The 22725-nt window shown below is 55.5% G+C and carries 28 protein-coding genes; 23 read left to right on the top strand and 5 right to left on the bottom strand.

All coding sequences use genetic code 11. The features are described 5' to 3' along the window. Window positions 1-52 precede the first annotated feature (52 nt). The 22 genes from priS to IEW66_RS00120 all read left to right on the top strand — a co-directional run bounded on the left by priS (window position 53) and on the right by IEW66_RS00120 (window position 18414). Complete coding sequence (gene priS / locus IEW66_RS00225; protein WP_188679294.1) at window positions 53-1195, top strand: DNA primase catalytic subunit PriS; 1143 nt, start codon at window positions 53-55, stop codon at window positions 1193-1195. Window positions 1196-1259: 64 nt separating this feature from the next. Then, complete coding sequence (locus tag IEW66_RS00220) at window positions 1260-1682, top strand: rubrerythrin family protein (protein ID WP_188679292.1); 423 nt, start codon at window positions 1260-1262, stop codon at window positions 1680-1682. A gap of 2 nt (window positions 1683-1684) precedes the next feature. Then, window positions 1685-2263: a DUF3501 family protein gene (locus IEW66_RS00215; protein ID WP_188679290.1), complete on the top strand. Its 579-nt coding sequence runs from the start codon at window positions 1685-1687 to the stop codon at window positions 2261-2263. Window positions 2264-2310: 47 nt separating this feature from the next. Beyond that, window positions 2311-3453, top strand: coding sequence for an acyl-CoA dehydrogenase family protein (locus IEW66_RS00210; RefSeq protein ID WP_188679288.1), 1143 nt, complete (start codon window positions 2311-2313; stop codon window positions 3451-3453). Then, window positions 3453-4253, top strand: a complete 801-nt coding sequence (locus tag IEW66_RS00205) for a DUF72 domain-containing protein (RefSeq protein WP_188679286.1) — start codon at window positions 3453-3455, stop codon at window positions 4251-4253. Before IEW66_RS00210 ends, IEW66_RS00205 begins: the two co-directional genes overlap by 1 nt. An 11-nt stretch (window positions 4254-4264) precedes the next feature. After that, the gene (gene gatD / locus IEW66_RS00200) at window positions 4265-5476 is read left to right on the top strand and encodes a Glu-tRNA(Gln) amidotransferase subunit GatD (RefSeq protein ID WP_188679284.1); all 1212 of its coding nucleotides are present in this window, start codon (window positions 4265-4267) and stop codon (window positions 5474-5476) included. Then, complete coding sequence (gene gatE / locus IEW66_RS00195) at window positions 5473-7287, top strand: Glu-tRNA(Gln) amidotransferase subunit GatE (RefSeq protein ID WP_188679283.1); 1815 nt, start codon at window positions 5473-5475, stop codon at window positions 7285-7287. Before gatD ends, gatE begins: the two co-directional genes overlap by 4 nt. A 116-nt stretch (window positions 7288-7403) precedes the next feature. Continuing rightward, complete coding sequence (gene ndhC / locus IEW66_RS00190; protein WP_188679282.1) at window positions 7404-7841, top strand: NADH-quinone oxidoreductase subunit A; 438 nt, start codon at window positions 7404-7406, stop codon at window positions 7839-7841. After that, window positions 7841-8305 carry an NADH-quinone oxidoreductase subunit B gene (locus IEW66_RS00185; protein WP_188681101.1) on the top strand — a complete coding sequence of 155 codons (465 nt, stop codon included), beginning with the start codon at window positions 7841-7843 and terminating at the stop codon, window positions 8303-8305. The genes ndhC and IEW66_RS00185 overlap by 1 nt, the downstream gene beginning before the upstream one ends. A gap of 8 nt (window positions 8306-8313) precedes the next feature. Next, entirely contained in the window at window positions 8314-8766 is a 453-nt protein-coding gene (locus tag IEW66_RS00180) for an NADH-quinone oxidoreductase subunit C (protein ID WP_229657515.1), read from the top strand. A gap of 2 nt (window positions 8767-8768) precedes the next feature. After that, window positions 8769-9896: an NADH-quinone oxidoreductase subunit D gene (locus IEW66_RS00175; protein WP_229657389.1), complete on the top strand. Its 1128-nt coding sequence runs from the start codon at window positions 8769-8771 to the stop codon at window positions 9894-9896. After that, complete coding sequence (gene nuoH, locus IEW66_RS00170) at window positions 9893-10933, top strand: NADH-quinone oxidoreductase subunit NuoH (protein ID WP_188679280.1); 1041 nt, start codon at window positions 9893-9895, stop codon at window positions 10931-10933. The genes IEW66_RS00175 and nuoH overlap by 4 nt, the downstream gene beginning before the upstream one ends. After that, entirely contained in the window at window positions 10930-11364 is a 435-nt protein-coding gene (nuoI, locus tag IEW66_RS00165; RefSeq protein ID WP_229657388.1) for an NADH-quinone oxidoreductase subunit NuoI, read from the top strand. The genes nuoH and nuoI overlap by 4 nt, the downstream gene beginning before the upstream one ends. Then, complete coding sequence (locus IEW66_RS08715) at window positions 11361-11609, top strand: NADH-quinone oxidoreductase subunit J (protein WP_188679279.1); 249 nt, start codon at window positions 11361-11363, stop codon at window positions 11607-11609. The genes nuoI and IEW66_RS08715 overlap by 4 nt, the downstream gene beginning before the upstream one ends. Beyond that, window positions 11602-11820, top strand: coding sequence for an NADH-quinone oxidoreductase subunit J (locus IEW66_RS08710; RefSeq protein ID WP_188679277.1), 219 nt, complete (start codon window positions 11602-11604; stop codon window positions 11818-11820). The genes IEW66_RS08715 and IEW66_RS08710 overlap by 8 nt, the downstream gene beginning before the upstream one ends. Then, the gene (gene nuoK, locus IEW66_RS00150) at window positions 11820-12119 is read left to right on the top strand and encodes an NADH-quinone oxidoreductase subunit NuoK (protein WP_075056673.1); all 300 of its coding nucleotides are present in this window, start codon (window positions 11820-11822) and stop codon (window positions 12117-12119) included. Before IEW66_RS08710 ends, nuoK begins: the two co-directional genes overlap by 1 nt. A 4-nt stretch (window positions 12120-12123) precedes the next feature. Continuing rightward, window positions 12124-14061 carry an NADH-quinone oxidoreductase subunit 5 family protein gene (locus IEW66_RS00145; RefSeq protein WP_188679275.1) on the top strand — a complete coding sequence of 646 codons (1938 nt, stop codon included), beginning with the start codon at window positions 12124-12126 and terminating at the stop codon, window positions 14059-14061. A gap of 1 nt (window position 14062) precedes the next feature. Next, on the top strand, window positions 14063-15625 hold the full coding sequence (locus tag IEW66_RS00140; RefSeq protein WP_229657387.1) for an NADH-quinone oxidoreductase subunit M: 1563 nt from the start codon (window positions 14063-14065) through the stop codon (window positions 15623-15625). Continuing rightward, the gene (gene nuoN / locus IEW66_RS00135) at window positions 15622-17079 is read left to right on the top strand and encodes an NADH-quinone oxidoreductase subunit NuoN (RefSeq protein WP_188679273.1); all 1458 of its coding nucleotides are present in this window, start codon (window positions 15622-15624) and stop codon (window positions 17077-17079) included. The genes IEW66_RS00140 and nuoN overlap by 4 nt, the downstream gene beginning before the upstream one ends. Before the next feature lie 3 nt (window positions 17080-17082). Continuing rightward, window positions 17083-17442: a hypothetical protein gene (locus IEW66_RS00130; protein WP_188679271.1), complete on the top strand. Its 360-nt coding sequence runs from the start codon at window positions 17083-17085 to the stop codon at window positions 17440-17442. Further along, on the top strand, window positions 17439-17693 hold the full coding sequence (locus IEW66_RS00125) for a hypothetical protein (protein ID WP_075056669.1): 255 nt from the start codon (window positions 17439-17441) through the stop codon (window positions 17691-17693). Before IEW66_RS00130 ends, IEW66_RS00125 begins: the two co-directional genes overlap by 4 nt. A 1-nt stretch (window position 17694) precedes the next feature. Then, window positions 17695-18414 (top strand): enoyl-CoA hydratase-related protein, encoded by a 720-nt coding sequence (locus tag IEW66_RS00120; protein ID WP_188679269.1) that lies wholly within the window; start codon window positions 17695-17697, stop codon window positions 18412-18414. Here IEW66_RS00120 and tatC read toward each other — a convergent pair. From tatC to hemB, 4 genes are all read right to left on the bottom strand, one after another. Beyond that, window positions 18385-19212, bottom strand: coding sequence for a twin-arginine translocase subunit TatC (tatC, locus tag IEW66_RS00115; RefSeq protein WP_188679267.1), 828 nt, complete (start codon window positions 19210-19212; stop codon window positions 18385-18387). The two genes, IEW66_RS00120 and tatC, sit on opposite strands and share 30 nt — an antisense overlap. A gap of 1 nt (window position 19213) precedes the next feature. Continuing rightward, window positions 19214-19501, bottom strand: a complete 288-nt coding sequence (locus IEW66_RS00110; RefSeq protein ID WP_188679265.1) for a Sec-independent protein translocase subunit TatA/TatB — start codon at window positions 19499-19501, stop codon at window positions 19214-19216. A gap of 64 nt (window positions 19502-19565) precedes the next feature. Then, on the bottom strand, window positions 19566-19889 hold the full coding sequence (locus IEW66_RS00105; protein ID WP_229657386.1) for a TA0956 family protein: 324 nt from the start codon (window positions 19887-19889) through the stop codon (window positions 19566-19568). A gap of 89 nt (window positions 19890-19978) precedes the next feature. Continuing rightward, entirely contained in the window at window positions 19979-20959 is a 981-nt protein-coding gene (gene hemB, locus IEW66_RS00100; RefSeq protein WP_188679261.1) for a porphobilinogen synthase, read from the bottom strand. A gap of 54 nt (window positions 20960-21013) precedes the next feature. On the opposite strand from hemB, the gene IEW66_RS00095 reads away from it, so the two are divergent. After that, the gene (locus IEW66_RS00095; protein WP_075056664.1) at window positions 21014-21304 is read left to right on the top strand and encodes a hypothetical protein; all 291 of its coding nucleotides are present in this window, start codon (window positions 21014-21016) and stop codon (window positions 21302-21304) included. On the opposite strand, the gene gvpD is transcribed toward IEW66_RS00095, so the two are convergent. Then, a complete protein-coding gene (gene gvpD, locus IEW66_RS00090; RefSeq protein ID WP_188679259.1) occupies window positions 21289-22725 on the bottom strand; it encodes a gas vesicle protein GvpD P-loop domain-containing protein in 1437 nt (478 codons plus the stop codon). The two genes, IEW66_RS00095 and gvpD, sit on opposite strands and share 16 nt — an antisense overlap.

Here is a 22725-nt window from a genome sequence, read left to right as displayed (position 1 = left end):
TGCATGGGTAAACGATCACAAACCTAATTAAAATACTATTCCATAGGTTAAGGTGGACAGATCCACGGCCATGCTCCACTCTGCATTCAGGGAATACTACTCCTCATGGGAGCCGGATGGCCCTGACAACATCTCCTCAAGGGAGATAGGCCTGATCCCATTCGAGGGCACAATGGTCAGGCACAGGAAGTTCAGGAGCCTCCTTGAGGCCAGGGCAATGTGTGCCAGGGATCCGCCCAGGCACCTCTACTACTCTTCTGCATATTACAGGAAGCCGGATGAGAGGTCAATGGAGGGTAAGGGCTGGTTGGGTGCGGAGCTGATCTTTGACCTGGATGCAGACCACATACCAGGCGCCTCAAACATGAGCTACGAGGCGATACTCGGAGAGGTGAAGAAGCACACCATCAGGCTGGTAAAGAACTTCCTAATCGGCTCGCTGGGCGTGCCGCGTGATTCGATCAAGGTCTACTTCTCTGGTGGCCGTGGATACCATGTGCACATACAGGACGACGCAGTCTACACACTCGATTCGGATTCCAGGAGGGAGATCGCTGACTACGTTAGGGGGGAGGGGATAACATTTTCAGAGATAAGGAAGAACTCCTTTCTGCTCAGCGGTGCAATGGGGGGCTGGATCAGCTCCATAGACCGCTTCGTTTCTTCAGTGTTCGCGGAGGTCTACAGGGGCTCGAACATTGGCATACTCAAGGACGATGAGCTCTCTGATATCCTGTCACGCAGGAACTCCCCGGTCATAGTGGACAGGACAAGGACTGCGAGTAGGGAGCAGGTGCTGAGCAGCCCTGGCCACCTGAAGTACAGGCTTGATATCAGTGAGGCGGAGCAGAAGGTGTTCGAGTGGGCAACCACCACATACCTTGAGAGGGAGAGGTCTGAGATCGATGAGCCCGTGACCACAGACGTGCACAGGCTGATCAGGTTCCCCATGAGCCTGCACGGGAAGTCTGGCCTCATGGTCCTGCCTGTCCCTCTCGACGGTCTGGAGGAGTTCGATCCCCTGGTGTCTGCCGTGCCGGAGAGGTTCAGGGATGGGGAGTGCAGGGTCGAGCTCCCAGCAGGCTTTTCAGTTTGGTTCATGGGCAGGAAGTTCGAGCTGGACGCGGGTGTCCATAGTGTAGATAGGGCCCTCGGCATATTCCTGGTCGCATCCGGCAGGGCTAAATTTGTATAGATATTAATTAGTAATCATTCCAATAAATTCAAATATGATAATTCGATACATCCCTGGTGGCAAAATGGATCTGAAGAACAGCAAGACTCTGGAGAACCTGAAAATGGGTTTTGCGGGTGAGGCGCAGGCGAACAGGAGGTATCTGTACTTCGCACAGAAGGCAGACGAGGAGGGCTACCAGGAGATAGCGGCCGTTTTCAGGTCAACGGCAGACGGTGAGACTGCGCACGCATTCGGTCACCTCAAGTACCTGCAGCTTGTTGGCGACCCTGTGACCGGAGAGCCCATAGGGACAACAGAGCAGAACCTCAAGAGCGCCATAGCAGGAGAGACATACGAGTACTCCCAGATGTACCCTGGCTTTGCAAAGGTAGCGAGGGAGGAGGGCTTCGAAGACATAGCCCACTGGTTTGAGGTGCTTGCCAAGGCGGAGAAGTCTCACGCCAAGAAGTACGAGGAGACGCTGCAGAAGCTGAAGCAGCAGTGAACATGCTGGAGATAAGGAGGGAGGAGGTTCTACCTCCTCAGATTTATGAGAAGGAAAGGGACAGGATAGTCAAGGAGATAATTGAGATAAAGAAGAGGAGGAGGGTCTCAACCAGGACCTTCAGCTTCCTCTTTGAGTGCAAGGACACAGTGCTCAACCAGATCAATGAGATGGTGTTCATAGAGAACGTGCACGATGAGGAGGAGATAAGGAGGCTGATCAGGGTCTACAGTGACCTACTGCCCGGCAGAAACGAGCTGAGCGTGTCTATGTTCATTGAGTTCGACACACAGGACAAGCTCATACGGGAGATGCCAAGGCTTGCAGGGATAGAGAAGCATGTATACATGACTTTCGGGAACTCAGAGATACACGCAATACCGGAAGAGGGGAGGTCAACGGACACGCTCGAGAGCACTCTCCAGTACCTGCGTTTCAGGTTCACTGACAAGCAGCTCTCGGAGTTCATGGAAGCAAGGAACGTATACATAGAGACAAGGCACCCGGGGTACGAGGAGAGCGCCCGGATACCGGAGGACCTCCTGGAGACCCTCAAGAGTGAGCTCATATCGGGCCGTTGAAGGGGCCCGAAGCACCAATTTATATCGATTCTTGACATGGCTCATGCATGCTTTCAGGCCTCAAGGAGACGGAGGAGCAGGTCCTCAAGGTAGTCAGGGAATTCGCCCAGAATGAGGTCAAGCCCAGGGCCAGGCAGATAGATGAGGAGGAGAACGTCCCACAGGACCTCATAGACAGGATGAGGGCCCTTGGCCTCTTCTCCATCTACATTCCGGAGAAGTACGGTGGCGCAGGCCTCGGCTTCGAGCTTCTTGTCAGGGTCATTGAGGAGATATCAAAGGCCTGCCCGAGCACCGCACTGGTGCTTGACGGTGCACTGACACTGTTTGCCGAGCCCATCCTCATGTTTGGCAGCGAGGAACTGAAGAAAAGGTACCTCACGCAGGTGGCCCAGGGAGCAGTGGGCGGCCTGGCCATAACGGAGCCAGGCGCAGGGAGCGATGCAGCATCCATCAGGACAACTGCTGTGAGGAAGGGCAGTAGCTTTGTCGTTAACGGAACGAAGCTCTTCATCTCCAACGGGAGGATAGCGAAGTTCTTCGTCTTCGATGCTGTAACGGACTCCGGGAAGAGGCACAGGGGCATCACGACATTCGTTGTCGATGCTGGCACGCCAGGACTGAGGATAAGCAGGGACATCAGGAAGATGGGGCTGAGGGGGAGTTCCACAGTTGAACTCGTCTTCGAAGACGTGGAGGTGCCTGAGGAAAACATAGTGGGCCAGCTCAACGACGGCTTCAGGGTCATAATGGAGACACTCGATGCAGGGCGGATCGGCATAGCGGCCCAAGCACTCGGCATCGCAGAGGCTGCTTACGAGGAAGCCCTGGAGTACTCCAAGAACAGGAAGCAGTTCGGGCAGGCAATATCCGAGTTCGAGGGGATACAGTTCAAGCTGGCGGACATGGCCACGAGGATAGAGGCAAGCAGGCTCCTGACATATGAGGCCGCGCGCCTCTGGGCAGTGGGCCAGAGGGCCATAAAGCTCGCCTCCATGGCAAAGATGTATGCTTCAGAGACAGCCATGTTCGTGGCCAAGGAGGCAATACAGATCTTTGGGGGCTACGGCTACACCAAGGACTTTGACGTCGAGAGGCACCTGAGGGATGCGAAGATAACGGAGATCTATGAGGGCACAAACGAGATACAGAGGATAGTGATAGCCAGGGAGATCCTGAAGGGGCACTGATGGTCAGGTACTGGGCTGGCTGCAGCGGCTGGAGTTACAGTGACTGGGTCGGCACATTCTACCCTCCGTCTACCAGGGACCACCTGTCATTCTACAGCAGCGTGTTCAACACCGTGGAGGTCGATTCCACATTCTACCGGCAGCCCTCAGGCATATCTGTGGACAGGTGGATAAGGACAGTATCGGGCAGGGAGTTCATGTTCTCTGTGAAGGCCCCCAGGGCTGTGACGCACGAGGCCCTCTTCAGGAGCGCAGAACTTGCCTCGGCCTCACTTGCCGTCTTCGAGGACGAGGTGCTGGAGAGGTTCCGCAGCAAAGGCGTCCTGGGCTACTGCCTGATACAGCTGCCGCCAGCCTTCGGCCCTGGGAACATGGAGTCTCTGATTGGGCTTCTCGGGGAGGCCAGGACGGGGAGGTACAGGTACGCGGTGGAGTTCAGGAACAGGGCACTCTACTCCAGGGAATACTACAGCAGGCTGGTTGAGGTAGGAGTCCTTCCAGTCACACTGGACAGCCCGGAGTCAAGGATCTCCGGCGTCAATGAACTTTCCGGCCAGGCATACGTTAGGCTACACGGCCGCAACTACGAAGCCTGGTACAGGAAGTCGGATGCACTGCCCTTCGACTATGAATACAGTGACAGCGAACTTGAAAGCATAGTGGGCATCATAAGGGGCAGCAGTGGCCTGGAGGAGGTCTTCATCTACTTCAACAACCACCCCTCTGGGAAGGCCCCAAGGAATGCCATCAGGGCCATGGATATGCTCGGCATAACCAGGAACCTGGGGAGGATAGTTTAGGAGGCATCTCCATGAAACTCGGCGACCGTGTTGAGGTGGAGTTCAGGAACAGGAAATATGATGCAACGTTCGTGAACCAGGAAGGCGGAATAATAACCGTGAAGCTGAGGAGCGGGTACAACATATCGGTTCCAGAGGCGGAGTGCAGGATCAGGCTTGTGCAGGAGGCCCCAAGGGTGGAGGAAGAGGGAGCACCTGGCACCGGTAACGGTTCTGTGGTCATCCTGACAACAGGGGGGACAATAGCGAGCATGGTGGACTACGCCACCGGTGCTGTGAGGCCTGTGAAGGACCCGAGGATAATCCTTAGGGGCGCCCCGGAGATCGCGGAGAGCGGTGAGGTTGAGGTCAGGGAGGTAATGAACGTTTTCAGCGAGAACATGAGGCCTGCAGACTGGGTGAGGCTCGCAAGGGAGGTCGCCTTGGAGATGGAAAGGGGGAAGCGCGTGGTGGTGGCCCACGGCACAGATACAATGTCATACACCGCGGCCGCCCTCGCCTTCATGTTCGAGGGGCTGCCTTCACCTGTCGTCCTGGTGGGTTCGCAGAGGAGCCCGGACCGCCCCAGCAGCGACGCACCGCTCAACGTGGCTGCCGCTGTGAAATTCTCTTCCCTGCCTATCGGTGAGGTCGGCATAGCCATGCACGGCTCCATCTCAGACGAGAGCATTGTGCTCCACAGGGGCGTCCGTTCGAGGAAGATGCACACCAGCAGGAGGGACGCCTTCAGGAGCATAGGCATACCGCCACTTGCATCTCTATCGCATGGCAACGTGAGCCTGGAGGGGCACGCCAGGGCACCATCTGGTGCTGTGCGCCTGAACGGCAGGCTCGATGAGAGGGTTTCAATGGTGTACGTGCACCCGACCCTGCAGGGCAGCGACCTAGAGGCCATGGCAGACGGGAGGAGAGCCCTGGTGCTCATGGGGACTGGTCTAGGCCACTGCTCAAGCACCCTCTACGACTCAATAGGAAGGCTCGTCAGGGACGGGGTGCACGTTGTGATGGCATCGCAGTGCATAGGCGGGTCTGTGAACATGAACGTTTACAGCACAGGGAGGGAACTGCAGTCCATAGGTGTGCTGCCGGCGGAGGGCATGCTGCCTGAGGTGGCTTACGTGAAGAGCATGTATGTGCTGGCCAACTACCCAGAAGAGAGGTTTGCCGAGGCCCTGCTCACTGACCTGAGGGGAGAGGTGATACAGAGGGAGGTGCAGCTTTGAGAGGCCAGAAGATAGGCCTGGAGATACATTTCCAGCTGAACACTGGAAAGCTGTTCTGCCGGTGCCCTGTTGAGGGCCACCAGGAAACAGGCACCAGGTTCTGGAGAACCCTGATCCCGGTGCAGAGCGAAATGGGGAAGATGGACAGGGCCGCAATATACGAGAGGAACAGGTCAAGGGTGTTCGAGTACATAGTGACGGACAACAGCTGCCTCGTTGAGATGGACGAGGAACCACCACACGAGGTTGACCGCAAGGCCCTGTTAACAGCGATCGCGGTTTCAAGGGCCCTGCACTGCGATGTGCTGCCCGTAATCTCCTACATGAGGAAGGTTGTCATAGATGGCTCCAACACCACTGGCTTCCAGAGGACAGCGGTGGTGGGCATGGATGGGTACATAGAGACCAGTCAGGGCCGTGTCGGCATATCGACCGTGTGCCTGGAGGAAGATGCAGCCAGGAAGGTGAAGGAGGAGGCCGGAAGGGTCACTTACAGCCTGGACAGGCTCGGCATTCCCCTCATAGAAATATCAACCGAGCCGGACATAAAGGACGAGGATCACGCTGTGGAGGTTGCGGAGAGCATAGGTTACATTGTATCCTACACTGGTTCCCTGAGAAGGGGGGCGGAGGCCATAAGGCAAGACGTCAACTTCTCCATGGGACACGGGAGGGTGGAGATAAAGGGGGTCAGCAGGCTGTCCCTCATAAGGGAGGTCATCAGGTGGGAGAGGGGTAGGCAGGAGAACCTGGCCAGGGCAATATCGGAGTGGCGCTCGAGGGTGAGGGGGCCTTCCCGCGTGAAGCTGAAGGACGTGACCGAACTCTTCAGGGGAACCGGATCAAGGGTCATAGCTAACTCCATATCGTCTGGCCTGCACGTTTATGCCTCCCGCCTTGACGGCCTATCTGGGCTCCTGAAGAGTGGAGAATACAGGATAGGTAGGGAGCTTTCAGAGGTGGTGAAGGCGTTCGGATACGGTGGCCTGATGCACTCTGACGAGCTACCGGCGTTTGGCATCACCGGGGGTGAGGTGGAGAGGGTCAGGCAGGAGCTTGGCAACCCGGACGCCTTCATGATATGCACATCGCCGGCGGACAATGCAGGCAACCTTGAGGCGGAGATGAACTGGAAGCTAAGCATGCTCTTTGCCATGGACTTCTCGGAGACAAGGGCAGCATCGGAAGATGGAGAGACCAGGTTCCTGAGGCCTCTGCCGGGAGGGGAGAGGATGTACCCGGAGACTGATGTGCCCTACATCTTCATAGGGAAAGGGATGCTCGATGAGGCTGATTCGATGGTGGCACCGCCGAAGCACGAGCTCGTCAGGTCCATATCAGGCAGGTACGGCATCTCTTCGCAGGACGCGGAGATACTGGTCAACGAGGGGATGCTGAGGGCCTTCCAGTATCTGGCTGATGAGACTGGCAACCCGAGGCTCATCTCCAGGCTCCTCCTGCAGACCGTCCCGGAGAAGAGGAAGGCGTCCAAGGCCCAGGTGAGCGACGACGACATCTACGGCCTGATCCTTTCGGGATCGAGGCTGGGTTGGGTGAGGGACTCCTTTGAGGCCGCACTGGACAGGCTGTTCAGGGGAGAGGGCAAGGAGAGCATACTCAGCGATATATCACTGAGGCCTATGGGCGAGGAGGAGCTCAGGAACCTTGCAAGGGAGCTGGCATCGCGTGGGGTCCAGAGGAAGTCACTGGTGCCAGAGGCCAGGAGGGTCTCAGGGAGGCCCTTCGACCCATCTGTGCTCTTAAAACTGTTCGACGAGGTCGGGGGGAACCCGTCCAGTGGTGCGCGGTGATAGGATACCCCAAAATATTTTTGAGGGTCTGGAGACGAATATATTTTCAGCGCTAGTGGGTTTTAGCCGCAGGCGGTTCAAAGAATATCTTAAATAGGCTGGTCAGATACTGAATTATGCTGGACGGTTATATTCCGCTCCTAGTAACACTGGTTCTTGTCATCCTGGCCATGTATGCACTCTTCTCCGCGATCCCGTCCATCGGTGAAGGGAGGTATAAAAAGAACAGGCGGCCAAGCCTGAAGAGCAGAGACATAATTGAGAACCTGCAGAGGGAGAGCAACCCTCCTGTCAGGGACACCAGGTACCTTGAGCCCTACGAGAGCGGTGAGGTTGCCAGGGGTGACATAGGCAAGAACGTGACCATCCAGTATATACCTGTTATACTCCTCTTCATACTCTTCGATGTTGATATGGTTCTACTCTTCCCTTGGGCGTACAGGTTCAAGAGCCTGGGAATAGTGCCCTTTGTTGAGACAATTATATTCCTCGTAATGCCACTGTTCGTTGTCTATTACGCTTTCAAGGAAGGCTACATGAGGTGGGAGAGATGATGAAGAGCGGAGAGGGCGGCGTAGTGCTCACCACACTCGAGAGGGCCCTGCAGTGGGGCAGGAGCAACTCACTGTGGCCGCTCACGTTCGGGCTCGCATGTTGTGCCATTGAGATGATGTGTATCCAGGCCTCGCACCTTGACATATCCAGGTTCGGGAGCGAGATATTCAGGAACTCCCCCAGGCAGTCGGACCTGATGATAGTTGCGGGCACGGTTACAAAGAAGATGGCACCCAGGGTCAGGAGGCTTTACGACGAGATGCCGTACCCGAAGTACGTAATAGCGATGGGTGTCTGCGTGATACAGGGTGGCCCTTACAACCAGGGCTACTCCGTTGTCCTGGGCGTGGACAAGGTGATACCTGTGGATGTCTACGTCCCGGGCTGCCCGCCCACGCCGGAGGCACTGACGTACGGCATAATGCTCCTGCAGAAGAAGATAAGGGGCGAAGCGGACAGGTGATGTCTTTGGTGCAGATACTCGAGGAGACCAAGGGTAAGGACGGAAGGAGGATAATAAAGGTAGCCAAGGAGCACCTCCTTGAGCTCATGAGGGAACTGAAGTCCCAGGGATTCAACCTCTCGCTCATAACCGGCGTGGACAGGAAGGACAGGCTGGAGGTAGTTTACCACCTCTATTCACTGGAGAAGAACACTTATGTGGTTGTGAAGACAGAGACCATGGATGAAAGGGTACCGAGCGTGACATCACTGTGGAGCAGTGCAAACTGGGACGAGAGGGAGCAGTACGACATGCTGGGCATTGTCTTCGAGGGGCACCCTAACCTTAAGAGGATCTTCCTCCCGGAGAGCTGGGTTGGCTATCCCCTCAGAAAGAACTACGACCTCTCCAAGGTGCAGTACATCAATATGGACGAGGAAGGCAACGACTATGCAACCTTCGATCCCAACGACGGGTGGTAGCCATGATGGTCAGCAGGTCACAGGACAGCAGCGGCTGGGTCGAACTGAACTTCGGGCCACAGCACCCATCAACCCACGGGGTCCTGAGGCTCAAGGCCAAGCTGGACGGCGAGATCATAAGGGAGGTAGAGCCAATAATAGGCTACCTCCACAGGAACGCGGAGAAGATATGCGAACTCGACTACTACTGTGACGCCCTGATCTACTTCGACAGGATGGACTATGTCTCTGCCATGAACATGGAGGTGGGGTACCTGGAGGCAGCGGAGAAGCTCCTTGGTGTGCCACCCCCGGAAAGGGCACAGTGGATCAGGGTGATAATGGCTGAGCTGAACAGGATAGCCTCACACCTGGTCTGGGCCGGGACCTTCGGCCTTGACCTAGGCATGCTCACCCCGTTCTTCTACTGCTTCATAGAGAGAGAAAAGATACTGAACATATTCGCTGAGGCATGCGGCTCCAGGCAGGAGACCAACTACATGAGCATTGGTGGGGTCTACCAGGACTTCAATGACAAGATAATCTACATGATTGAGGAGTTCCTCTCGTCTTTCCCAAAGAGGCTGGAGGAGATATACAACATATTCGTGAAGAACGACATATTCATATCCAGGACCAAGGGCGTGGGAGTCCTCAAGAGGGAAGTTGCCCTGGACTACGGCGTGACTGGCCCGATGCTCCGCGCGTCCGGAGTTGAATACGACGTTCGGAAGGCTGAGCCTTACCTGGTATACGACAAGCTGAACTTCGACATCCCGGTATCTTTCAAGGGTGATACGCTGGCCAGGTTCCTGGTGAGGTTCGAGGAGATGAGGCAGTCGGTCAAGATCCTGAAGCAGGCAATAAAGAAGATACCTGATGGGCCGTACTTCAACCCCAAGGCCAAGAAGTCCCTCATGACAAGGCTGAGGGGAGAGGGAGAAGTTTATGCAAGGACAGAATCACCAAAGGGTGAGTTCGGCGTGTATCTGGTAGGCGACGGCGGTGTGAAGCCGTACAGGGTGCACGTCAGGAGCCCCATGTTCAAGAACCTCTCAGTGCTCCCTGTCCTGGCCAAGGACCAGATGATAGCGGACCTGATCGCTATTTCCGGCTCCATAGACCTGGTCTTCGGGGAGGTGGACAGGTGAACGTGCTTTTCAGGCTCCAGGCATTCTTCTCACCCCTGGGCCACTACGCCTCTTTCTTCTTCGCTTACCTGTTCGAGACCATATTCATGCTGATCTTTGCCACCGTGGTCTTCGTGGCAATGATATACATATTCAGGAAGTACATGGCGAGGCTGCAGCTTAGGATCGGGCCCAACAGGGTCGGCAAGTTCGGGACCCTGCAGCTCATAGCAGATTCCCTGAAGCTGATCGGGAAGGAGAGCATTCTGCCCAAGCTGAGGGACGACATGGCTTACAAGATCGCCCCGATCATAGTCTTCATCGGACTCATATCGGCCTTTGCCATAGTGCCTTATGGCGACTTCTACTGGATCGGGTCGCTCACCATAACGCACTCCCAGGTCACGCTCATACTCCTGTTCGCGGTGATCGCCATAATGCCCATAGGTGAGGTACTCGCAGGTTTGGCGTCCCACAACAAGTACGCGATCCTTGGGGCTCTGAGGGGCGTCGCGAAGGACGTCTCATTCGAAGTGCCGATGATGATAACTGCTGTGGCCCTGGTCATGATGGCCTCGGCAAGGGTGCCGGATCCCCTATCCATATCTGGAATCGTTTCAGCGGAGTTCATACCCTACGGGATCCCACAGATCCTGGGCCTAGGGGTTTTCTTCATAGCCATGATAGCGAGGTCCAGCTACACGCCATTCGATATGGCGGAGAGCGACAGCGAGCTGGTCTCTGGCCACACCACAGAGTACTCGGGAATGAGGTTCGGTATATTCTACATAGGCCTGTTCGGGAGCATATTCCTGGGCTCGATGATCGTCTCCCTCCTCTACCTTGGCGGTTACAACGGGCCCGGCTCCTCCGATGCTGGCTTCATATACCTGCTGATCAAGTCCTTCATCCTGGTGCTCATCGCATTCACGGTTTGGCTCTCCATGCCCAGGATAAGGATCGACAGGTTCATCAACATGGGCTGGAAGTACCTCCTGCCCGTTGCCTTCGTCAACCTGATAATAGCAGGATTCCTGACACTGGGGTGGTCGCTGTGATAGAGGTCAAGGAACCGAAGAAGGAGCTGCCGATTATAGGCTCGATAAAGGGCATGTTTGCTGTGGCCAAGCACCTGTTCCAGAAACCGGTGACAATACAATACCCTGAGGAGAGGCCGTACGAGCCTGACAGGTTCAGGTTCAGGATATTCCTCAGCCTGGACGACTGCGTTGGCTGCACACTGTGCGAGCAGGTCTGCCCGAACAAGAGCATAACGATGCAGAGGGTCGAGAGGGAGAACCCGAGGAACAAGAGGAAGATATACCCAGATGTGAACTTCGGCACCTGCACGGTGTGCAGGAACTGTGAGGAGATATGCCCCACGGATGCCATATACCTCACGCACGTGTTCGAGACAGCCAGGACAAGGAACAGCTTCACCTACTCTCCGGAGGAGCTGGCACTGCCCGAGGACGAGGTAATAAAATGATCTACACGATAATATATGTGATATTCGCCATAATCGTCATCGTCTTTTCCATACTAGCAGTCAGGGACAGGAACCTCATACACTCTGCAATATACCTGATGATATTCCTCTTCGTCCTTGCGGCACTCTTCATATTCCTCGGGGCATCCCTTGTAGGGTCAATAGAGCTGCTGGTCTACGTGGGTGCAATCGTAACGCTGCTTGTCTTCTCGCTGATGCTCACAGGGGGTAAGGAAGTTGAATAGAAGGGCAGCGCTTGTCGCAGTTGTTGTTTTCTTCATCGTGTTCTTCGGCGTCATAACGCAGATACAGGGTTCGTTCATACCCACTTCGCAGGACATCCAGGACATAAGCCTAATGCTCTTCAACCAGTACGTTGTGCCATTCGAGCTGCTTTCTGTGGTGCTGGTCTCTGGCATAATCGGCATGCTGTACATAACAAGGAGGGATGAGTGATGCTTCTTAGCGTTATGTCCACACTATCTCTAATACTGTTCTGCATAGGGCTTTACGGGATCATGACATCAAACGTTGGCATAAAGATGCTCATATCCATAGAGATCATAATAAATGCAGCAATACTCAACCTAGTGGGCGCGGGATCGTTCACCCACTCCGTGAGCCCCCTGGTCTTTGCTCTCTTTGTGATAGCCATCGGTGCAGTGGAAAGCGTGGTGGGCATAAGCCTGCTAGTCGCAATATACAGGAAGTACGGAAGGATATCAATATCGCTGCTGAAGGAGATAAAGTGGTGATCCGATGTACTGGTACGCATGGTTCATATTCATCTCTCCGCTGATCGGTTTCGTCCTCTCCTACACTGTCGGAAGGTACCACAGGTGGACTGCCGGTGTCCTGGCCTCCATCACGATATTCCTCTCCCTGGTGTTCTCCATAATCACGTTCTTCCATGTCAGGGCAACCGGCCAGCCCGTCTACAACAGCGTGGAATGGTTCTACAACATACATGCCGGCGTCTATGTGGACCAGCTAACGCTTGTCATGGCAATAATGGTCTCTTTCGTCTCCCTCATGATACACCTCTTCGCCCTCTACTACATGGGGGATGACCCGAACAAGCACGTCTACTTTGCCGAGACCTCACTTTTCACTGCCGGCATGCTCGGGCTTGTGGTAGCATCGAATCTGGTTCTTTTCTTCCTGTTCTGGGAGCTCGTTGGCCTCTGCTCCTACCTCCTCATAGGTTTCTGGTTCTTCAAGCCAAACGCAGCATCGGCTGCGAAGAAGGCATTCATAGTCACGAGGGTAGGCGACCTGCTATTCATAGTCGGCATGGCGGTCCTGTACACCTCCCTTAACGGCACCTCCATACTCAACGGCGCCAGCCCGCTCAGCATACAGTTCATAATCACGAAGGCGCAGCTCATAGCACTCACCATCGGCAAGGTAAAGCTAGGGATAGTGGCGGTGCTCCTCCTTGGCGGAGCAGCTGGAAAGTCCTCGCAGTTTCCCCTGCACGTCTGGATACCGGATGCCATGGAGGGCCCCACCACAGTATCCGCGCTCATACATGCCGCCACAATGGTAACCGCTGGCGTTTATCTTGTGGCAAGGGTATTCCCGCTATTCTACTACGCAGCGCCCTTTGCCCTCTATTCTGTCGCAATACTGGGTTCATTCACCGCCGCGTTCGCAGGAACAATCGGCCTCGTGGTCAACGATATAAAGAGGATACTGGCGTATTCCACGATAAGCCAGATCGGATACATGCTTGCAGCCATAGGCTTCGGTGGCATAGTCTCCGGATCAACTCCGATAGGGTACGCTGGGGTCGCTTACGGCATGTATCACCTCATCGTGCACGCCATGTTCAAGGCCCTCCTCTTCATGTGCGCCGGAGCCATACTCCTCACCCTCATGGACCTCAGGGACACCAGGGAGATGGGTGGCCTGTGGAGGAAGATGCCTGTCACAATCACCCTCATGTTCATAGGCGCCATAACCCTGGCGGCTGTACCTCCGACTGCAGCCTACTACTCAAAGGATACTATAATAGACGCTGCCTGGGTCTACTTTATAGCTTCGGGAAAGACCGTGGCCGGTTTCCTCCCATGGTTCTTCCTGAGCACGGGGGCGCTCCTGACCACACTGTACACGTTCAGGATGTTCTTCAGGGTTGCACTGGGGAAGCCGAGGTCATACCTGGCCGAGCATGCCAGGGATCCACCCGTACTGGTCCTGGTACCCCTCTTCTTCCTCGCCATACCCTCGCTGATCCTGGGCATAGTGCAGAGGCCCTTCTACAGCTACGTTGAGCAGTCATCTGTGCTGCCGCACCTAGTTGGCCTGCCGGTGGTGCCCCTCGCAGTCTCCCTTGTGCCTGAGATATACCTGGTAATCGGGGTGGTAGTGACCTACTTCATCTACGGCACGGACAGGTGGACAAGGATGAAGCCTTTCAGGAACCCGGCGTACGTGATCGTGAGGAACAAGTACTTCCTGGACTACCTGTTCACCAGGGTGATCGCGGAGAGGGCGGTCACGGGCCTCTCGGGCGCGTTCTACTCCTTCGAGAACAGGTACAACTCGGGCGTTGACACCACAGGGAAGGCAACGCTCAGCCTGAGTGCCCTGGTGAGGAGGCTCCAATCGGGTGTGGTGGAGAACTACTTCGTCGTGATGGTCATAGGTATTGCAGTGGTCTTTGTGATAATGGAGATCCTCAGGGTGATATGAGATGCTGATGTTTGCTATACTCATCCTGTCCCTGCTGCTTGCACTGGTCGCCTACTTCGTACCAAGGGGCATAAGGGCATATGCAATGGGTTCGTCAGCACTTGTGCTCCTCCTGATTCTGGTCTACAGCGTCCTGAGGTTCGCGCACCACTACACGGGGGGCCAGCTCTCGGTAACTACGTTTGCTCTTGCACCTTCAATAGGCATATACTTTACCATAGGCGTCAACGGGTTCACAGACGCGCTCCTCATACTCTCTGCGATAATCATCTTCTTCTCTGTCCTCATAACCGATCCGAGGAAGTTCGACAGGACAATGTACGCCCTGATACTCACAACGGAGGTTGGGCTCATAGGGCTCCTGATATCCAGGAACTTCCTCTTCTTCTACATATTCTGGGAGGTAGTCCTTGTACCTGTGTTCTTCATCATACTCAGGTACGGGGGGCAGAGGCATGACTCGATATCGCTCAAGTTCTTCGTCTACACCCACATAGGCTCCATATTCATGCTGCTGTCCATACTCACCCTTTACAACTTCTACTTCATCTACAAGGGTGTCTACACATTCCAGATGTCCCTGCTCCTGAACCCAACATTCATCTCCACTCATGTGCCGCCGTTCTGGAGGGGCTTCATGCTTTTCGGGTTCCTGCTCTCCTTCCTTGTGAAGTTGCCCTCATTCCCCCTGCACTCCTGGTTGCCTGACGCCTACGAGACCGCACCATATCCCGGCACAGTCATACTTGCCGGTGCCCTCTCACTCATGGGCGGCTTCGGGCTCTTCGGGATCCTGTTGCCCATCGCCCAGGTATTCCCAGCACCGCTGCTGGGCTTCCTCATATTCCTTGGCATTGTGAGTCTTGTCTACTTCTCCCTGGTTGCCATGATGCAGAGGAACCTGAAGAGGATGATGGCCTATGCCAGCGCAGGGGCCATGGGCTTCGTCACCATCTCCTTCGCTGCTGGTATCCTGGAGAACGGCTATGACATGAACCTAGAACTGGCGGGCGGCATGTTCCAGATCGTGGCTCACGGCCTCATAATGGCGGCTGTATTCACCTCCCTCTACTACATCAGTGAGTTCACCGGGCACGAGAGGATACCTTCACTGGGAGGCCTCTACAGGGAGGCGCCACTGGCCTCTTCAATGCTCCTCGCCGCCCTCATGGCATCCCTGGGGCTTCCGGGGTTTGCAGGCTTCATTGGGGAGTTCTCCATAGTCGTTGCGTCCTTCCAGGTGATAAGCTGGGCAATCATGCTGGTGATATTCGCCATGATAGTCACGGCCTCGTACCACGTCTGGGCTGCGCAGCGTGCTCTTTACGGCCCTTACAACGAGAACCTGGGCCAGATCAGGGACCTGGGAAAGGGCGAGTTCGCAATAACCCTGTCAATAATGGTGGTGGTCTTCATACTGGGCGTCTATCCCAACCTCATATTCCCGCTCTTCACCCACTACGTAGGTTCACTGTCTCTGGCCTTCATGCCACTGGTCCAGCATACCTCGGGCCTGGGCCTTAAAGCAGCATCTCTCATACTCGGGAGGCCTGGTTCAATATGAGTTCGCCGGTATCCTTCAGTGTTGTTTCGAGTTTAAGTGACGGTATCCTGCCGCACCTCTACGCACTATTCATAATAGGCGTCTTCGCATTCCTGATCCTTGGCCTGGGCAGTGCAGGTGTTGGCAGGAGGGTGATCGTCGCACTCACCCTGGTGGCACTCTTCGTGTCAATACCTGTGACTGTCATATTCAACACAGACCCGGCCAGCTTCCTCTCAGGCACAGAGGTATTTAACAGGTTTTCCACCTACTTCGCCATAGTTCTCATAATCTCGGCCATTTTCATATCCATACCAGCCATGAAGAGGGTCAGGAGCAAGCCAGAGGTCTTCTACGCCACGCTGCTTTTCGTTGTGATAGGCATGCTGGTGGCGACCTTCAGCTATAACCTGATCACCCTTTTCATCTCCTTCGAGGCTGTGAGTGTTGGCACCTACATCCTGGCAGGCTACGGGAAGGACAGGAGGAACCTGGAGGCATCCGTGAAGTACTTCTTCACCGGGACAATTGCGACTGGCTTCATCGCCTTCGGTGCCTCATTCTACTACATCGGGGCACACACCTTTGACCTGACCAGCGTTACTGTATACTCATATCCAGCCATGCTGATCTCCCTGGTCTTCCTCACGGTTGGGTTCGGCTTCAAGCTTGCCATCTTCCCGATGCACCAGTGGGCCATAGATACCTACGACGGGACTGAGAACTCTGTCTCCGCGTTCCTGTCAGCGGGCAGCAAGGTGCTCGCGTACCTGATAACACTGAAGGTCTTCCTCCTGGGCTTCGCCCCGCTCTCACATGACGTTTACATATTCTGGACAATACTGGCCATCCTCACAATGACGTACGGGAACCTGGCAGCCCTGGGACAGAATAACCTCAAGAGGTTGCTGGCCTACTCGAGTGTGGCCCAGGCCGGCTACCTGATCCTTGTGATCCCGCTAATAGCGTATGCTGGCCTGAACAGCAGCACATTCGGGTTCGCCATGGCTGCGGCGATGTTCTATTCCCTCGTATACATATTCATGAAAGGGGGCGCCTTCCTCTCGGTGAACCTGGTGAGAAAGGAGAACGTCCAGGTCTCTGACCTCTCCGGACTGGCCAAGAAGGCCCCAGCCACTGCCGTGAGCCTCGCAATAATACTCCTGGCTCTCGCAGGCATACCGCTGACCGGTGGGTTCCAGGCCAAGTACTACCTCTTCCTGAGCCTGATATCTGGCAGGCTATGGTGGCTCGCGGTGATCGCCATACTGAACAGCGCCATCTCAGTCTTCTACTACTTCAGGGTCATAAACTACATGTTCTGGAGGGAGCCATCGTCCGAGGGCCTCGACACAAGCAGGATGTCATACGTTCCGGTAATCTTCTCTGCCTTCGTGACTGTTGCCCTGGGCGTGTTCTATTCTCTATTCCCTTACCTCATCACAGTGTCACACGGTTTCCTCGGGGGTGTCTGAGCAATGAGGGAGAACGTTGACCTTGAGATAATAAAGAGCGCGATACTCTTTGGGGATATCGATGACGCGATGGCAAGGATCAGGAGCGCCACAGCCTGGGCCCAGATGATGGCAAGGGACCACCCTGAGAGGCTGAGGCACGTCCGCTACCTGGAAGCGCTCACCATAGTGAGGGAGTTCCTGGAGGGGAAGATCGGCGTGGAGGACATGAGGCAGAGGATGCTGGGCCTGGGCGACCTCTTCGAAGAGATCGGCGAGGGCAAAGACGGCCTGCAGTACCTCACATACATTCTGGAGTTCGTCAGGGACCGCTACAATGTTAGGTATCCCAGGTATGACATGAAGAGGTGCGATGACCTATGAGGAGGGAGTTTGAGAAGTGTTTCGAGCACCTTACGGAGGACGAGGAATCCGCGGCCGAGTGCATACACTGCCTGAAGAAGCACGGAGAGCAGGTGCTTTACGACGAGAAGGAGAGAAGGCTTAAGCTGGCCAGGGAAGCCTATGACAGGCGGTACGTGAACGCGATGAAGACGATATCTGAGATACTGAAGGTGAAATCCAGGCAGGACTATGAGGAGATAGATAAAAAGTTCAACCTGACCATGTACTGATATGGCTGGCGGGATCCGCACAGAGAAGCATGGACAGCACATCAGGGTCGTTATAGATGCTGGGCAGGGCAACCAGCTCTCCACAGACGGCCTGAGGTCTCTCCTCTCAGCCCTTGCAGATGCCCTTGCGGCAGGCCCGCAGTGGCTGACGCTGATGGGTGCTGGCGGGGACCTCAGCAGGGGATTCCAGGCCACGTGCCTTTCCCTGAACGATGCTGGCTTCCTCAGGGAGGCAAGGTCGCTGGCAAGGAACGTGTCCCGGCTGATGATGAGGGATTCCTGGGTAACAGTGGCACTTGTGGACGGTTACGCGCTTGGCTTGGGCCTCGAGCTCGCGCTCTCAGCTGACCTGGTCGTAGCAACACCGAGGTCCAGGTTCGGCATGCCGGAGCTCATCTTCAAGTTCCCACCGCTCACAGACGTCCTGACAGACCCGGTGGGAAAACTCAGTGCTGCTGCCATGGGGGAGATAAGGTCGGGAAGGATCTTCGGCGCAAGGGAGGCCCTTGAGCTCGGAATCGTTGATTACATTGTGCCACCAGGCTCAGGCATCCTCGAGTTCGAAAGCGGTCTGCTCAGGAGCCTGGACTGGCGATCTGTAGTTGCCAGGAAGCGCAGCCTACCTCTCAGAGAAATAGGTAGGGATACTGCCATATATGCCTACCTAAACAGCATAAGGCCGGATGTGAGGTCACTGGAGGGCCTGAGAAACACTCTTTGATTCGGCCATCATCTTCCTCTCCACCCTCCTGGACACGTACGCCCCGGCGAAGTAAAGGGCGATCATCGGTATGGCCATTATCGTCATGGTGAAGCCGGTCACACCGGGAGAGAATACCATGCCAAAGACCAGGGACGCAATCACCGCGTACCTCCACCCCCCGATCCATGTCTCCGAAGATACCATGCCCGTCCTGGTGAGGCCAACCATGATCACTGGGACCTCGAATGACATGCCGAAGGCGAAGATGTAGATCAGGATGAAGGATATGAAGCTGGTCAGGCTTATGGTCGGGGAGGCGCCTAGGCCCAGGTCGTATGACCTGAAGACTATGAAGAGCCTCGGTGCAACGAACCAGAGGCCGAAGAAAGCACCGAGTGCGAACAGCAAGCTGGCCGGAACCGTGACCATGCGGATGAGCTGCTTCTCGCTCTTCCTGAGCGCGGGGCCGATGAACTTGCCCATTTCCCTTACAATAACAGGCATGGAGAACACCACAGCCAGGAACATCGAAGTATCAAGGTCTGCCACAACACCGTCCTGTGGCTTCAGGATGATTATCTCAGTGCCCTTGGGGAGCACGTGGTGTTCTATGAGACCGAGGAACTGGATGCCCATGTTGTGGTAGATTGTGGGCAGTATCACCGGGACAGGGGTTCCATACAGAGACATGAACGACAGCCTGAAGAACATGAATACTGTTGTGAGGAGCCCGAAGGCTATCAGTATCCTTATGAGCCGTACCCGCAGCTCGGAGAGGTAGACAAAAAGCTTGGGCAGCAGCTCATCATCGCTCATATCAGTTCTTGATCTTTTCCGCTATCTCTCTCTTCAGCTCTTCCTCGCTCTTGCCCTCAGGGTTAATGCCCAGGTTCCTGGCCGCCTCAACCACATTGACGTTGACCGTCTGGGTGGCCGCACCTGCCCTGGTGGCGTTCTCTATCTCCCTCTGTATCTCCATCTGTCCCCTCCTGAACTCCCCAGTTGCCCTGCCTATGCTCCTTGCGAGTTCAGGGATCTTCTTGCTTCCGCCGAAGAGTATGGCTGCGACCACCACTATGATTAGTATCTCCTCGATACTGATCATCGCTAAACGATTGAAACTTTTTATTTAAGGTTATGCGGAGTGACTCCTGTGATCCGGCGTGGTATCAGGACACATCAATCTCCACCTGGAAGCCACTGTCCCTGAACCTCCCGGCAATGCTCTCTACCTCCCTCATCACCTCGTCCGGGAGGTGCGAGAAGGACAGGGCCACCACCTTCCTGTCCCTGTTGGCCACCACAAAACCAAGGGTCCTGTCCTCAGGCATGACCTCGTCTGTCCTGGCAAAATTCTGAATGAACTCCGACATGCTCTCCTCTGGATATTCAGATGTGAGCACATCCAAGAGCCCCCTCAGCGATGCCGAGAACTTCTTCATCTCCACGCATATGGTGGACGGGTGCATGCCACCCACTGTTATGTTATACATCGCACACTCTGTCACGCGAACCACCGGCACTCATGGTTTCATTGTCCCCTCCATATCCCGAACAGTGACATAGTATTTGCGAACATGCCTTACCTTCCGATGATGCCAGAGAGGTCTCCACGGGCCAGTGGCTCAGCGAAGTAGGTTATCACTATGTCTGCGCCTGCCCTGAAGAACGATGTTACTGCCTCGTAGATGCTCTCTTCCGGCAGTATGCCTGCCCTGACTGCATTGACGAGCATGGAGTACTCCCCGCTCACGCTGTATGTGGCCAGGGGAAGGTCAAAGCGTTTCCTCGCCTCACTAATCACGTCAAGGTAGAAGAGTGCAGGCTTCACCATGACTATGTCTGCCCCTTCCCTTACATCCTCGTCAATCTCCCTCATGGCCTCCCTGAGGTTCCCGTAAGGCATCTGGTATGAACGCCTGTCACCGAAACGCGGCCTGGACTCTGCAGCGTTCCTGAACGGGCTGTACATCGAGGACGCCATCTTGGCACTGTATGCCATGATGAGCGTGTCCTTGAAGCCACTGTCTGTCAGCGTCTCCCTTATGGCGGCGACCTGGCCGTCCATCATGCCGCTCGGGGCGATTATGTCAGCGCCGGCCTCCGCATAGGTTGCCGCTATCTTCCTGTAGATGTCAAGGGTCATGTCGTTGTCCACTTCATTCCCCCTGACTATGCCACAGTGGCCATGGTCCGTATACTCACAGAGGCACAGGTCTGCCGCCACCACGAGGTCTGTCTGGTCCTTGGCCAGCTCTATGGCCCTCTGCACAATGCCATTCCTGTCGTAGGCGGAGGTGCCCATGCTGTCCTTGACCTTCGGTACCCCGAACAGCAGGATGCTCTTCACCCCCGCTTCCTCCAGGGACCTCAGGTAGTCGCCAAGAAGCCCCAGTGAGTACCTCCTCACCCCCGGCATGGAAGAGACCTCCACGGATCTGTCAGTGGTCTCATCCACGAAGACCGGCATCATCATCTTTCCTGTGTCTATTGACGTCTCAGACAGGAGGTCCCGGATCTGCTGGCTCCTCCTCAGCCTCCTGAGCCTCGTCACGGGGAACATGTTCTAATGATTGCTCCACCATAATTTAATCTTCCCGGGCTATCTGGGGGCGGCATGTTTGCCGTATCTGTGCGCGGTGAACTGGTGTCTGGCAGCGCCATAGACAGGGATTTCATCTCCTCCCTTTTGTCCGGGAGGGCGGGCATTGAAGTCTCAATCCTCTCCAACAGGGTTGTCGTTGTCTGCAGGGTGGAGGACGAGGACTGCATGTCAGCCATGCGCAGGGCCACGCACCAGGTCATGGATGTCATGATATCAATATTCGAGAAGGGCTGGCGGTGCTCCGGAGGCCTCTGGAAGATAGGCTCCGTGGAGGTCTCTGAAGTCGCTCAGACCAGCATGTGAAGCTTCAGCCTCGGCCAGCCTTTCTGGGTGTAATCTGGCATGGAGAGGTAGAGCGCGTCCGGCCTCGAGTGGACCAGGACGAAACCGTGGTAGTCCCGAATGTGTATCGTTATGTTTGCGTAGTGGGTTAGCCTCTCGTAAGCGTCCTGATCAGCGATCAGTATAACGATCCCGGTACTCCTTATGTCGTTGATCAGGTTGACAAGGTCTCCATAGTAACTGTCGCCGTAAACGAAGCTCAGGAAGTCTGTGGAGAAGAAGTAAACGTCGGGTCTCTCGGAATAGGACATGAAGAAGTCAAGCACCTCCTGTGGGAAGTCGTCTATGAGGCTCTTGCCCTCCAGGTTTATTATGTATGGGTTGTTCTTCTTTGACTTCTCCGCTATGACATAGTTCTTCATCTTCTCCGCGTCCACGCAGTTCACGAGCACCCCGGAGGTCTCGTAGCTGCTGGATGTCACGTCCATGACACCCCTACCTGCCGAGACTGTTCCGAGCGCTATGTTGTTCTTTATCAGGTTGACCACCTGGTCCACCTGGCTGGAGGTGCTCTCCCTGTGGATCATTATGAGCGTGCCTATGGGAACCGAGGGGCTGCTGCTCTCCGTCAGCTTCTCTATTTCGAAACCGTAGATGGGCACCTCGAACTGCTCTCCCCCCGTCTCCTCCTCCGGCGTGATCCTGACGGCAGGGTATACGATGGGCACGTGTGTGAAAGACTTGAACCTGCCCTCGTTCAGCGAATAGAGGAACTGTGGGGATGACCCTACAGACACCCCCCTGAGCTTCTCCACGGTGGCGGTTCTTATCACGAAGCCCTCCCCCGTGGAGTAGTCCATGGACACCACCCCATCTGCAAAGTACTCGAGCTTCTGGTTCTCCCTGGCCTCTATTATCACGATCAGGTTCGCGTTGGAGCCCTCCACCAGGTCCCTGTAGATCAGTGAGAAGATCGCAGCGTCGCTCATCTCATATTTCTCTGCCAGCGCCTCTATGGAATCGAGGAGCAGTATCGGGCTCGAATCAATGTGCTGGTCAACGAAGTGGTACATGGCCTTCACTTCTGGCAGCATCTCCTCTATGTTAACCACGAGGCCGGAGAAGTTGGGCGATGAGGGGTTGAACCTGCCCTCCTCAACCATTCGCTCCAGCCTGCCAAGAGATTCGGTGCATACCCTGGTCAGTGGCACCGATGTATCGACGTTCCTCGCCTCGCTGACCCAGGGGAAAGTCTTGAGTACCGACCTATCCTCAAACCTGGCTGGGAGGTAGTAGACCGGTCTCTCGGACCTCATCATGTCCAGGAAGTCAAGTGCGAATGTGGTCTTACCGGCTCCTGGCCTGCCCTTTATGATCAGGGACTTGCCGAAGTGCTGGTCAAAGAAGGCCCTGAGCTGACCCATCAGGTCCTGCTGTGCCAT

The sequence above is a fragment of the Thermogymnomonas acidicola genome (assembly GCF_014646795.1).
Classification (GTDB): domain Archaea; phylum Thermoplasmatota; class Thermoplasmata; order Thermoplasmatales; family Thermoplasmataceae; genus Thermogymnomonas; species Thermogymnomonas acidicola.
The sequence above is the reverse complement of the archived record's forward strand: the minus strand, read 5'-3'. Positions and strand labels throughout refer to the sequence as shown.